Genomic DNA, 12,592 nt, shown 5'->3' with positions numbered 1-12,592 from the left:
TGCGCCCCCGCTTCGGGTCTGCCGACCGCTCCTTCGATGAAAACGGTCCACCGGACCGTTTTCCGGGCGCTCGGGAGCCCGAGGATATTTAGGTCCGCCCGAAACCCGGGGCTGGCGCTGCCGGGACGCGAGGGCTAGATCGGGGCCGATGGAACAAGTGCAGAACACCAGCGTCCTGCCGCCCGCCTTCGCCGACTGGTTCGCGCGGCAGGGCTGGGCGCCGCATCCGCATCAGCTGGCGCTGCTGGGGGCGGCGGGCGACAGCCTGCTGATCGCGCCCACCGGGGGCGGCAAGACGCTGGCCGGGTTCCTGCCCTCGCTGGTGGAACTGGCGGATGGCTGGCAGGGGCTGCATACCGTCTATGTCTCGCCGCTGAAGGCGCTGACCGCGGACATTGGCCGCAACCTCGCCCGGCCGGTCGCCGATCTGGGGCTGCCGATCCGCATCGAGGACAGGACCGGCGACACCAGGTCCGCGGCCCGCCAGCGCCAGCGCACCGACCCGCCGCAGATCCTGCTGACGACGCCGGAAAGCCTCGCCCTGATGCTCAGCTATCCCGAGGCGCCGCGGATCTTCGGCAGCGTCCGGCGAGTGATCCTGGACGAATTGCACGCGCTGTCGGAAAGCAAGCGCGGCGACCAGCTGATGCTGGGGCTGGCGCGGCTGCGAACGCTGTCGCCGGGCCTGCGCGCCACCGGGCTGAGCGCGACGGTGGAAGACCCGGCGGCGCTCGCCCGCTTCATGGGCGGGGCGCAGGTGATCCACGCCGATCCGGGGCCGGACCCCGATATCGGGATGCTGGCGACCTCGCGCGCCGCGCCGTGGTCCGGGGGCGGCGGGCATTACGCGGTGCCCGACGTGCTGGCGGCGGTGCGCGGCGCCACCACGACGATCATCTTCATCAACACCCGCGCCCAGGCCGAGCTGTTCTTTCAGGCGCTGTGGGCCGCGAACGAGGACAACCTGCCGATCGGGCTGCATCACGGCTCGCTGTCGCGCGAGGCGCGCGCGCGGGTCGAGGCGGCGATGGCCGAGGGAAGGCTGCGCGCCGTGGTGGCGACGGGCAGCCTCGACCTGGGCATCGACTGGGGCAATGTCGATCTGGTGATCCAGGTCGGCGCGCCCAAGAACGTCAAGCGGCTGGTGCAGCGGATCGGGCGCGCCAACCACCGCTATAACGCGCCCTCGGTGGCGCGGATCGTGCCCGCGAACCGCTTCGAGGTGATCGAATGCGTCGCCGCGCTGGAGGCCGTGCGCGAGCGCGATCTGGACGGCGACGCGCGCGGGCCGGGGCCGCTGGACGTGCTGTGCCAGCATATCCTGCTGACCGCCTGTTCGGGGCCGTTCGACGCCGATGCGCTGTATGCCGAGGTCGTGACCGCCGGCCCCTACGCCGACCTCAGCCGCGCCGAGTTCGACGACTGCCTGAATTTCTGCGCCACCGGCGGCTATGCGCTGCGCGCCTATGACCGCTGGCAGCGATTGATGGAACGGGGCGGGCTGTGGGGCCTGCGCGACCCTCGCGCGGTCCGCGACCTGCGGATGAACGTCGGCACCATCGTCGAGGCCGAGATGACCAAGGTCCGCTGGAAGCGCGGCGGCGGACTGCTGGGCGAGGTCGAGGAGGCGTTCGCCGCCACCCTCACCCCCGGCGACACCTTCCTGACCGGCGGCCAGGTCGTGCGCTATGAATCCCTGCGCGAGATGTCGATCGAGGTGACGCCCAACCTCTCGAAGGAGCCCAAGATCGCGGTCTTCAGCGGGCTGAAGCTCGCCATGTCGACCGAGCTGTCGCACCGGGTGCTGGCGCTGATCGGCGATCCCGCGCGGTGGGAGGCGCTGCCACAGGACACCCGCGACTGGCTGGCGCTGCAGGCCGAGGTCTCGGCCGTGCCCCATCCCGGCACTCTGGTCGCGGAGACGTTCCCGCATATGGGTCGCTGGCACCTGGCGGTCTATGGCTTTGCCGGGCGCAACGCGCTGCAGACGCTTGGACTGCTGCTGACCCGGATGATGGAAACCGCAGGGCTGGGGCCGCTGGGCTTCCTGTCCACCGATTACGCGATGCTGATCTGGTCGGTCGATCCGGTGACCGATCTTGCCCCGCTGCTGGACCGCGCGGCGCTGCGCGAGGGGCTGGGCGAGTGGCTGGCCGACAATGCGGTGATGAAGCGGACCTTCAAGAACGTGGCCATCGTGTCGGGGCTGATCCACCGCAACGTCCCCGGCGGGCGGCGGACGGGCAAGCAGGCGACGTTTTCCACCGACATCCTGTATGACACGCTGCGCCGCCACGACCCCGACCATCTGCTGCTGCGGATCACCGCGACCGAGGCCGGGCGCGGGCTGGTCGACTTTGGCCGCATCGAGGAGATGCTGGACCGCAGCCCCCGGTTGGACCACCGGATGCTGGACCGCGTCTCGCCGCTGGCCGCGCCGCTGATGCTGGAAATGGGGCGCGTGAGGATCGAGGGGCAAGGGCGGATGCGGCTGGCCGAGGCCGAGGCCGAGGCGATGATGGCGGCCGCCGGCCTGCGGCTGGACGGCGGCACCGTGCTGGACCTGTCGGACCTGCCGGCCCCCGCGGCCCCTGCGGCGAAGCCGGCTGACCGGCGGCCGCGCCGGTCCCGCCCGCGCACGGTGCCGCTGCCGCGATGACCGGCGTGCTGTTCGACTGGCACGGGCTGCGGCTCGAGGCGCGCTGTTCGGGGGCGCTGTGGTGGCCGGAAGGGCGCTGGCTGATCGTGGCCGACCTGCACCTGGGCAAGTCCGAACGGATGGCCCGCCGCGGCGGCGCCCTGCTGCCGCCCTATGAGGCCGAGGACACGCTGCGCCGCCTGCGCGACGAAAGCGCGGCGCTGGACCCGCGCGCGATCGTCAGCCTGGGCGACGGGTTCGACGACGACCTGGCGGCGACGGGGCTGGACGCCCGCGTGGTCACCGAGTTGGCGGCGCTGGCCCGCGGCCGCGATTGGCTGTGGATTGCCGGCAACCACGATCCGGCGCCGGCGGGCGGGCATCTGCCGGGCCGGAGCCTCGAGCAGATCGCGCTGGGCGCGGTCACGCTGCGCCACCAGCCGCAGGGGGACGGGCCGGACATCAGCGGGCATTTCCATCCCGTCGTGCGGCTCGCCGGCGCCCGCCGCCGGGCGCTGCTGGTCGGCGCGCGGCACATGATCCTGCCGGCCTTCGGACAGTATACCGGGGGGCTCGCCGCCGATGCGCCGGCGATCGCGCAATGGGTGCCGGACGGCTTTGCGGTGGCCTGCATGCACCGCGCGCTGCCGGTGCCGCTGCGCTGAAACGAAAAGGGCCGCCGGATCGCTCCGACGGCCCCGATCCGCGATCACGCGGGGATCAGAACTTGAAGTTCAGGCCCAGCTTGATGTTGCTGAACTCGGGCGTGGAGCGCGTGGTGATGCCGCCGCCCAGATCGACCTCGGTGTTGCCGAAGTTCGAATATTCGTATTCCCCGGTCACCGACATGCGGTTGCTCAGCATCTTTTCCGCGCCCAGGCCGACGACATAGCCGTCCGCGTCATAGTCGATGTCGGTGCCGCTGTTGGTGTAGGTGAAGTCGCCCTTCTGCCAGCCGGCGATGCCGTAAACGAGCATGTCGGGCTGAACCAGGTAGCCGGTCTTCAGCTTGATCGCGAGGGTGTTGTTCACCTTCGATTCGAAGGTGCCGGCGGTGCCGTAGTCGAATTCGTCGCTGATGTCGCCGGCGGTATAGGACAGTTCCGGGCCGACCACCCAGTTGTTGCGCTGCCAGCGATAGCCGGCGCGCAGGCTCAGGTTCGGGCCGCCCAGCTCGGCCTTGCCGAGGTTGTCGACCAGCGTGCCGGTGACGTTCTCACCGATGCGGTCATCGCCACCGAAGGCATAGCCCAGGGCCGCGCCGACATAGCCACCCTGCCAGGCGGGCGACTCGGTCACGACGACCGGCTCGACCGGCGCGACGTCGACCACGGGGGCCGCGAAGCCGCCGGCATGAGCGGCGGAAACGGAAAACAGGGCGAGCGTCGAGGCCGCCAGGAACAGGGTACGCATGCAGAACTCCTTGTAACTCGGGAACCCGGGGAGGGTGACTGGTACCGAGATGGCATCGTTCTGCGGATATACCAAGCGGTGCGCCGCGATTTGTCTGCCTGCCAAAAAAGACAGGGAACCGGACAGCGCCGGGCGTTCTGCAACCGTAGCGAGAAAAACCGCGACGATTCCGCGGGTCCGGCAACCGTGGGTTTACGGATTTGCGAAATCTGGACGGCGAAATTGCAACGGATGTATGCCATCGCGGCGATCTGGCGACCGCCACGGCGCAATTTGTGGTGTTTTTGTCACGCGTCGAGGTTTTCCACGCTCAGCGCGTTCTGCTGGATGAAGTCGCGGCGCGGCTCGACCACGTCGCCCATCAGCTTGGTGAAGATGTCGTCGGCCTCGGCCACGTCCTCGATTCGCACCTGCAGCATGGTGCGCGCCTCGGGGTCCAGCGTGGTTTCCCACAGCTGTTCCGGGTTCATCTCGCCCAGGCCCTTGTAGCGCTGCAGGCTCAGCCCCTTTTCGCCCTCGGCGAAGATCGCGTCCAGCAGCGACAGCGGGCCGGTGATCGGCAGCTCGCGGTCCTTGCGGACCAGCGTCGCGCGGCCGGCATAGACCTCGCGCAGCGCCTCGGTCAGCTGGCCCAGCCGGCGGCTTTCGCCGGACCGCAGCATCGGGCCGTCCAAAAGGCGGCTTTCCTCGACCCCGCGCAGCAGGCGCGACAGGCGGATGCCGCCGTCCTGGGTCGGGCGGGCCGACCAGCCGCGCTCGAACTCCTCGGCGACCATGTCCAGCCGCTCGGCCACCGAGCGGCCCACCGCCTGCGCGTCGGCGTCGATCGCGCCGGGCAGCATCGCCCCGGCGATGGCCGCCTGTTCGGTGATGTGGGCCGGGTAGTGGGTCGGATAGGACCGCAGCACCCGGCGTACGGTCCGGGCCTCGTCCACCACCCGCAGCAGGTCGGCGCCGGTGATCTCTTCGCCCGAGCCGAGCCGCAGCGAGGTGCCCTCGATCCCCTGCTGGACCAGGTAATCTTCCAGCGCCGGCTGGTCCTTGAGATACACCTCGGAGCGCCCGCGGGCGACCTTGTACAGCGGCGGCTGGGCGATATACAGGTGCCCCGCCTCGATCAGCTCGGGCATCTGGCGGAAGAAGAACGTCAGCAGCAGGGTGCGGATATGCGCGCCGTCCACGTCGGCATCGGTCATGATGACGATCTTGTGGTAGCGCAGCTTGCGCAGGTTGAATTCGTCGCGTCCGATGCCGGTGCCCAGCGCGGTGATCAGCGTGCCGATCATGTCCGAGGACAGCATCCGGTCGAACCGCGCCCGTTCCACGTTCAGGATCTTGCCGCGCAACGGCAGCACGGCCTGGTTCTGGCGCGACCGGCCCTGCTTGGCCGAGCCGCCGGCGCTGTCACCCTCGACGATGAACAGTTCGGCCAGCGCCGGGTCCTTTTCCTGGCAGTCGGCAAGCTTGCCGGGCAGCGAGGCCACGTCCATCGCGGTCTTGCGGCGCGTCAGCTCGCGCGCCTTGCGGGCCGCCTCGCGGGCCAGCGCGGCCTCGACGATCTTGCCGACGATGGACTTCGCCTCGGCCGGGTTTTCCTCGAACCACTCGGCCAGCTTCTCGCCGACCAGGTTTTCCACCGCCGGGCGCACCTCGGAGGAGACCAGCTTGTCCTTGGTCTGGCTGGAAAACTTGGGGTCCGGGACCTTGACCGACAGCACGCAGGTCAGCCCCTCGCGCGCATCGTCGCCGGTGAATTCCACCTTTTCGCGCTTGGCGATGCCGCTGTCCTGGGCGTATTTCCCGATCACCCGGGTCAGCGCGCCGCGAAACCCCGCCAGGTGGGTGCCGCCGTCGCGCTGGGGGATATTGTTGGTGAAGGGCAGCACGGTTTCGTGGTAGCTGTCGTTCCACCACATCGCGACCTCGACCCCGATGCCGCCGCGCTCGCCGGTCATGAAGATCGGCTCGGGCATCACCGCGGTCTTGGAGCGGTCGAGATACTTGACGAACTCGCGCACCCCGCCTTCGTAGAACAGCTCGGTCCGCAGCGGCTCGGCCGGGCGGTCGTCTTCCAGCACGATGCGGACGCCCGAATTCAGGAAGGCCAGCTCGCGCAGCCGGTTTTCCAGCGTCTTGAAGCTGTAATCGAGGTTCGAGAACGTCCCCGTCCCGCCATCGACCTTGGATGAGGCGAGAAACCGCACCTCGGTCCCCTTTTCGCCGGGCGCGGCATCGCCCACGACGCGCAGGTGTTCGACCGTGTCGCCGTGTTCGAAGCGGGCGAAGTGTTCCTTGCCATTGCGCCAGATGCGCAGTTCCAGCCAGTCCGACAGCGCGTTGACGACCGAGACGCCGACGCCGTGCAGCCCGCCCGAGACCTTGTAGCTGTTCTGGTCGAATTTGCCGCCCGCGTGCAGCTGGGTCATGATGACCTCGGCCGCGCTGACACCCTCGCTGGGGTGCAGGTCAACGGGGATGCCGCGGCCGTTGTCGCGTACCGAGACGCTGCTGTCGGCGTGGATCTTGACCAGCACGAGGTCGGCATGGCCGGCCAGCGCCTCGTCGATGCCGTTGTCGACGACCTCATAGACCATGTGGTGCAGGCCGGACCCGTCATCGGTGTCGCCGATATACATCCCGGGCCGCTTGCGGACGGCCTCTAGTCCCTTGAGAACCTTGATGGAATCGGCGCCATATTCGGGCTGCGCCGCTGGTGTCGCGCTCATGCGTCTGTATTCCTGCCGTTGACCTGCATCATATAGCGGTCCGGGCCGGGAATGTCACGCAAACCCTAGCAGATTTGGGGCTTTGCGCGCGATTATGTCAGATTTGCTGCCGGACCGCGCGGGCCCCGTCAGTCGCGCAGGAACCGCCGCAGCACCCGTTCCAGCTTGGCGGCGCCGAGGGGGGCCATCTGCTTGGTGTGATCGTGGCTGATCCGTTCCGCCGACAGCCCCGCGCCCATGTTGGTGATGACCGAAATCGCCGCGCAGCGCATGCCGAGGAAGCGGCCGAGGATCACCTCGGGCACCGTGGACATGCCCACCGCATCGGCGCCCAGCACCCGCGCCGCCCGGATCTCGGCCGGGGTTTCGAAGGACGGGCCCGAGAACCAGCAATAGACCCCCTCGGGCAGGGCGACGCCTTCGGCGGCGGCGGCGGCGCGCAGGTCGGCGCGGATGCCGGGGTCATGGGCGTCGGTCATCGGCACGAAGCGGCGCTCGTCCGCCTCGCCGATCAGCGGGTTGGTCCCGGCGAAGGCGATGTGGTCGGACAGCAGCATCAGCCCGCCCGGCGGGATGTCCTCGCGCAGGGACCCCGCGGCGTTGGTCAGGATCAGCCGATCGCAGCCGAGTTCGTCCAGCAGTTCCAGCGCCGGGCGCATCGCGTCGGCGCGGCCGGTTTCGTAATAATGCGAGCGCCCTCCGAAGACCGCGACGCGGCGCCCTTCCAGGTCGCCGATGTAAAGCTGCGGGACGTGGCCCGAGACGCCGGCATGGGGCAGTCCCTCCAGATCGGCATAGGGGATCGCGACCCCGTCGACCGACGCGCCCAGGTGGCCCAGCCCCGACCCCAGCACCAGCCCGTAATCGGGCGGCGCGGACCCCGCGCGGTCGCGGACCAGGCGGGCGAGATCACCGCTCTTTGACATAGGGCTCTCCTCCGGCGCGCGGGGGGGTGGCGCGGCCGATGAAACCGGCCAGGATGATGACGGTCAGGATATAGGGCAGGGCCGACATGAACATCGACGGGATGGTTACAGGCCCGAGGTCAATTTCCGGATAACGGTTGGCGACCGCCTCCATCAGCCCGAACAGGAAGGTGGCCCCCAGCGCCCGCCACGGCATCCAGTTGGCAAAGATCAGCGCCGCCAGCGCGATATAGCCCCGCCCGGCGGTCATTTCCTTGACGAAGCCCGCCGACAGGCCGGCGGCCAGATAGGCGCCCGCCAGCCCGCACAGAACGCCGGTGATGGCGACCGCTGCCCAGCGCAGCCGCACCACCGAGACGCCGGCGGTATCGACCGAGGCCGGGTTGTCGCCCACCGCCCGCAGCCGCAGGCCAAAGCGGGTGCGATACAGCAGCCACCACGTCGCCGGTACCAGCGCCAGCGCGACATAGACCGGCAGCGTGTGGCCCGAGAGCACCTCGGCATAAAGCGGCCCGACCACCGGGACGCCGCGCAGCGCCTCGGCACCGGGCAGGGTGATGGTGGCGAACCGCGCGCCGCCCTCCAGCGCCGGGGTGCGCCCGCCCAGCCCGAACCAGCTCTGCCCCAGCAGCACGGTCAGCCCCGAGGCGAGGAAGTTGATCGCCACCCCCGAGATCAGCTGGTTGCCGCGGAACGTGATCGCGGTCATCCCGTGGATGGCGGCCAGCGCCAGCGAGGCCAGCACCGCCGCCCCCAGCCCCAGCCAGACGCTGCCGGTCAGCGCCCCGGCGGCACCGGCGGCAAAGGCCGCGATCAGCATCTTGCCTTCCAGCCCGATGTCGAAGATCCCCGATCGCTCCGAGAACAGCCCGGCCAGGCAGGCGAGCAGCAGCGGCGTCATCAGCCGCAGGGCGCTGTCGAGGATCTGCAGGACGGTCGCGTAATCCATCAGCCCGCCCTTCGCCCGAACAGCCGTTCCAGCGGCATCCGCACCATGTTGTCCAAGGCCCCGGTGAACAGGATCACCAGCGCCTGGATGACGGTGATCAGCTCGCGCGGGATGTTGGAAAACAGCGCCAGCTCGGCCCCGCCCTGATACAGGAAGCCGAACAGCAGCGCGGCGAGGAAGATGCCCAGCGGATGGTTGCGCCCCATCAGCGCCACGGCGATGCCGATGAAGCCCGCGCCCTCGACGTTGTTCAGGACCAGCCGCCCGGCCTCGCCCATCACGTTGTTCACCGCCATCAGCCCGGCCAGCGCACCCGAGATCAGCATCGCCACCACGGTGATCCGGACCGGAGAGATGCCGGCATAGCGGGCGGCACGCTCGGACTTGCCGAAGGCGCGGATCTCGTACCCCAGCGGGGTGCGCCAGATCAGCAGCCAGACCAGCAGGCAGGCGGCGATGGCGATCAGGAAGCTGACATTGGCGGGCGTGGCCTTGCCCCACTGGACGCCGATCGCCCCGGCCATGTCCGACAGCGTCGGCAGGTGGGTGCCGGCGGGGAAGTTCGCGGTGGCGGGGTCCTGGCTGCCCGGCGGGCGCAGCACGTTGACCAGAACCCAGTTCAGCAGCGCCGCGGCGATGAAGTTGAACATGATCGTGGTGATGACCACGTGGCTGCCGCGCTTGGCCTGAAGCCAGGCGGGGATCAGGGCCCAGGCGGCGCCGAACAGCGCCCCGCCCAGCATCGCCGCCGGCAGCGCCAGCGCCCAGTGCGGCCAGGGCAGCGCCAGGCACACCAGCGCGACACCCAGGCCCCCCAGCGTGGCCTGCCCCTCGGCCCCGATGTTGAACAGCCCGGCATGGGCGGCCACCGCCACGGCGAGGCCGGTGAAGATGAAGTTGGTGGCGTAATACAGCGTATAGCCCCAGCCATAGGACGACCCGACCGCGCCGGTGACCATCGTCTTCAGCGCCGCCCACGGGTCCTGGCCGATGGCGAGGATGACCACCGCCGAGATCGCGAAGGCGAGTGCCAGCGAGATCAGCGGCGTCAGGATCAGGTCGGCCCAGCGGGGCAGGCGGGTCATCAGAGAATGCCTTTTGCCAAGTCGGGCCGCGCATCGGGATGCGCGCGAGGCTGGCCCTGGGCGGGCGGGATGCCGCCCCCCTCCACCCCCGCCATCAGCATCCCCAGCTCGGCCGCCGAGGTCTGGTCGGGCTGGCGTTCGCCCATGATCCGGCCGTCGAACATCACCACGATGCGGTCGGACAGGCCCATGATCTCGTCCAGTTCCACCGACACCAGCAGGATCGCGGCGCCGGCGTCGCGCATCTCGATCAGGCGGCGGTGGATGAACTCGATGGCGCCGATGTCGACGCCGCGGGTCGGCTGGCCGACCAGCAGCAGGGCGGGCTTTTCCTCGATCTCGCGGGCGACGACGATCTTCTGCTGGTTGCCGCCCGAGAAATTGCGCGCGGCGAGGTGGCAGTTGGCCGGGCGGACGTCGAACTGCGCGATCAGGCGTTCCGCGCGCTGGCGGACGCGGTCGTTGTCCATCAGCGGGCCGGACTGGTATTCGGGGTCGCGGTGATGGCCGAAGACAGTGTTTTCCCAGCAGGAAAAGTCCATGATCAGGCCTTCGACCTGCCGGTCCTCGGGGATGTTGCCGATGCCCGCGCGGCGGCGCGCGGCGGCGTCGGTCCGGGTCAGCGGCAGGTCGGCGCCGTTCATCCGCACCGCGCCGGTGACCCGGGCGCCGGGTTCGGCATAGCCACCGAGGATCTCCATCAGCTGGGTCTGGCCGTTGCCGCTGACCCCGGCGATGCCCACGATCTCGCCCGCGCGCACGGTCAGATCGACGCCGCGCAACCGGGTGACGCCCGTGCGGTCCACCATCTCCAGCCGCACGACCTCCAGCACCGGGGCGCCGGGCCGGGCCGGGGCCTTGTCCACGCGCAGCAGCACCTTGCGACCGACCATCAGCTCGGCCAGCTGCTCGGGCGAGGTGTCGGCGGTGCGCACCGTGGCCACCATCTCGCCCCGCCGCATGACCGAGACGTTGTCGGTGATCTCCATCACCTCGCGCAGCTTGTGGGTGATGACGATGATCGTCTTGCCCTGCTCGCGCAGCCCGCGAAGGATGCGGAACAAATGTTCGGCCTCGGCCGGGGTCAGCACGCCGGTCGGCTCGTCCAGGATCAGGATGTCGGCGTGGCGATACAGCGCCTTGAGGATCTCGACCCGCTGCTGGTGGCCGACGGACAGGGTTTCCACCACCGCGTCGGGATCGACCTGCAGCTCGTATTCTTCGGCCAGCCGCCGCAGCTCGCCGCGGGCGCGGGACAGCGAGGGCGCCAGCAGGGCGCTGTCCTCGGCCCCGAGGATGACGTTTTCCAGCACCGTCATGTTCGGCACCAGCTTGAAATGCTGGAACACCATGCCGATGCCGGCGCGGATCGCCGACTGGCTGTCGGTGATGCCGGCGTCCCGGCCGCCGATCAGGATCTGCCCGGCGTCGGGCCTGTAGAAGCCATACAGGATCGACATCAGCGTCGACTTGCCGGCGCCGTTTTCCCCCACGATGCCGTGGATCGTGCCGCGCGGCACGGTCATCGAGATGTCCTTGTTGGCCTGCACCGGGCCGAAGGCCTTGGAAATCCCGCGCAGCTCGATCGCCGGCGCGACCGAGGCGGTTTCGGGGGCGGCGTGCCGCCCCGCGACGCTGTCGGTGGCGGTCACTTACTGGACCGGGCAGGCGTTGCCGGTGTTGTAGTTGACAACCTTCAGCTCGCCCGAGGCGATCTTTGCGCGCGCATCCTCGACGGCCTTGGCCATCTCGTCGGAGACCAGCGGCTTGTTGTTGTCGTCCATCGCCACGCCGACGCCGTCGTGGGCGACGTCCCAGATGTTGGTCTTGCCGACCTCGACCTCGGTCCCGGCCTTGAAGGCGTCATAGACGGCGGTGTCCACCCGCTTGATAGCCGAGGTCAGGACCTTGCCCGGATGCAGGTGGTTCTGGTTCGAATCGACCCCGATCGACAGGATGCCCTCGTCGGCCGCGGCCTGCAGCACGCCGATCCCGGTGCCACCGGCGGCGGCATAGATCACGTCGGCGCCCTGCGCCTTCTGCGCCTTGGCGAGCTCTCCGCCCTTGACCGGGTCGTTCCAGGCGGCGGGGGTGGTGCCGGTCATGTTCTGCAAGACCTTGATCGCCGGATCGACCGACTTGACGCCCTGCACATAGCCGCAGGCAAAGTTGCGGATCAGCGGCACGTCCATGCCGCCGATGAAGCCGACGGTCTTGGTCTTGGTGGCCATGCCCGCCATCACCCCGGCCAGGTACGAGCCCTGTTCGTCGGCGAACAGGTTCGACTGGACGTTGGCACCCTCGACGGCGCTGTCGATGATGACGAAGCGGGTGTCGGGATAGTCCGGCGCGACCTTCTTGAGCACCTCGGCAAAGGCAAAGCCGGTCATCACGATCGGGTTCGCCCCGGTCTCGGCCAGCCGGCGCAGCGCCTGTTCGCGCTGGGCCTCGGACTGCATTTCCAGTTCCTTGTAGGTGCCGCCGGTCTCGGCCTTCCATTTCTCGGCCCCGGCATAGGCGGCCTCGTTAAAGGATTTGTCGAACTTGCCGCCGAGATCATAGATCAGGGCGGGGTCGGCGGCGGCCAGGCCGGCGGACAGCGCCAGGAGGGCGGCGCTGGCGGCAAGGCGGGTCAGAAAGGTCATGGTCATCTCCCGTTGGGTTTTGGCGGATTACAGGGAAACCGCAAGCCCGCGTCAATCTCAAACGCCGCGGCAGGGCGCGGGGGGCGCGGCAGGAGGTTGGACAGGCAAAGTCAATGCTGCTAACCCGGCGCTGCAAACATGATCCGCGCCTTGGATCCGCATTTCTGACCCCCGCTCCTGACCCGCGAGGCCCCCGTGATGACCGCTCCC

Annotated in this window: 9 protein-coding genes; 2 read left to right on the top strand and 7 right to left on the bottom strand. The window is 69.4% G+C overall.

Annotation, left to right across the window (positions count from 1 at the left end; translation table 11 throughout):
- The first annotated feature begins 148 nt into the window (after positions 1-148).
- On the top strand, positions 149-2,659 hold the full coding sequence (locus tag IC63_RS06395) for a ligase-associated DNA damage response DEXH box helicase (RefSeq protein WP_084115562.1): 2,511 nt from the start codon (positions 149-151) through the stop codon (positions 2,657-2,659).
- Positions 2,656-3,303 (top strand): ligase-associated DNA damage response endonuclease PdeM, encoded by a 648-nt coding sequence (gene pdeM, locus IC63_RS06390; RefSeq protein ID WP_036718151.1) that lies wholly within the window; start codon positions 2,656-2,658, stop codon positions 3,301-3,303. The genes IC63_RS06395 and pdeM overlap by 4 nt, the downstream gene beginning before the upstream one ends.
- 55 nt (positions 3,304-3,358) lie before the next feature.
- On the opposite strand, the gene IC63_RS06385 is transcribed toward pdeM, so the two are convergent.
- The 7 genes from IC63_RS06385 to IC63_RS06355 all read right to left on the bottom strand — a co-directional run bounded on the left by IC63_RS06385 (position 3,359) and on the right by IC63_RS06355 (position 12,382).
- The gene (locus IC63_RS06385; protein ID WP_036718150.1) at positions 3,359-4,051 is read right to left on the bottom strand and encodes an outer membrane protein; all 693 of its coding nucleotides are present in this window, start codon (positions 4,049-4,051) and stop codon (positions 3,359-3,361) included.
- A gap of 287 nt (positions 4,052-4,338) precedes the next feature.
- Positions 4,339-6,777, bottom strand: a complete 2,439-nt coding sequence (gyrB, locus tag IC63_RS06380; RefSeq protein ID WP_036718149.1) for a DNA topoisomerase (ATP-hydrolyzing) subunit B — start codon at positions 6,775-6,777, stop codon at positions 4,339-4,341.
- Between the two features lie 128 nt (positions 6,778-6,905).
- Positions 6,906-7,703 carry a purine-nucleoside phosphorylase gene (locus IC63_RS06375; RefSeq protein ID WP_036718144.1) on the bottom strand — a complete coding sequence of 266 codons (798 nt, stop codon included), beginning with the start codon at positions 7,701-7,703 and terminating at the stop codon, positions 6,906-6,908.
- The gene (locus IC63_RS06370) at positions 7,687-8,652 is read right to left on the bottom strand and encodes an ABC transporter permease (protein ID WP_036718141.1); all 966 of its coding nucleotides are present in this window, start codon (positions 8,650-8,652) and stop codon (positions 7,687-7,689) included. The genes IC63_RS06375 and IC63_RS06370 overlap by 17 nt, the downstream gene beginning before the upstream one ends.
- Positions 8,652-9,737, bottom strand: a complete 1,086-nt coding sequence (locus tag IC63_RS06365) for an ABC transporter permease (RefSeq protein WP_036718138.1) — start codon at positions 9,735-9,737, stop codon at positions 8,652-8,654. Before IC63_RS06365 ends, IC63_RS06370 begins: the two co-directional genes overlap by 1 nt.
- Positions 9,737-11,389 carry an ABC transporter ATP-binding protein gene (locus IC63_RS06360; RefSeq protein ID WP_084115560.1) on the bottom strand — a complete coding sequence of 551 codons (1,653 nt, stop codon included), beginning with the start codon at positions 11,387-11,389 and terminating at the stop codon, positions 9,737-9,739. Before IC63_RS06360 ends, IC63_RS06365 begins: the two co-directional genes overlap by 1 nt.
- On the bottom strand, positions 11,390-12,382 hold the full coding sequence (locus IC63_RS06355; RefSeq protein WP_036718188.1) for a BMP family lipoprotein: 993 nt from the start codon (positions 12,380-12,382) through the stop codon (positions 11,390-11,392).
- Positions 12,383-12,592 lie beyond the last annotated feature (210 nt).

Source organism: Paracoccus sphaerophysae (assembly GCF_000763805.1).
GTDB classification, from domain to species: domain Bacteria; phylum Pseudomonadota; class Alphaproteobacteria; order Rhodobacterales; family Rhodobacteraceae; genus Paracoccus; species Paracoccus sphaerophysae.
Note: the sequence above shows the minus strand (reverse complement) of the source record. Positions and strands in the feature narration are given on the sequence as shown.

Coding starts and splice junctions, on each gene's coding strand:
- IC63_RS06365 (WP_036718138.1), bottom strand. CDS start 9,737: ATGACCCGCCTGCCCCGCTGGGCCGACCTGATCCTGACGCCGCTGATC.
- IC63_RS06395 (WP_084115562.1), top strand. CDS start 149: ATGGAACAAGTGCAGAACACCAGCGTCCTGCCGCCCGCCTTCGCCGAC.
- IC63_RS06355 (WP_036718188.1), bottom strand. CDS start 12,382: ATGACCTTTCTGACCCGCCTTGCCGCCAGCGCCGCCCTCCTGGCGCTG.
- IC63_RS06370 (WP_036718141.1), bottom strand. CDS start 8,652: ATGGATTACGCGACCGTCCTGCAGATCCTCGACAGCGCCCTGCGGCTG.
- IC63_RS06375 (WP_036718144.1), bottom strand. CDS start 7,703: ATGTCAAAGAGCGGTGATCTCGCCCGCCTGGTCCGCGACCGCGCGGGG.
- pdeM (WP_036718151.1), top strand. CDS start 2,656: ATGACCGGCGTGCTGTTCGACTGGCACGGGCTGCGGCTCGAGGCGCGC.
- gyrB (WP_036718149.1), bottom strand. CDS start 6,777: ATGAGCGCGACACCAGCGGCGCAGCCCGAATATGGCGCCGATTCCATC.
- IC63_RS06385 (WP_036718150.1), bottom strand. CDS start 4,051: ATGCGTACCCTGTTCCTGGCGGCCTCGACGCTCGCCCTGTTTTCCGTT.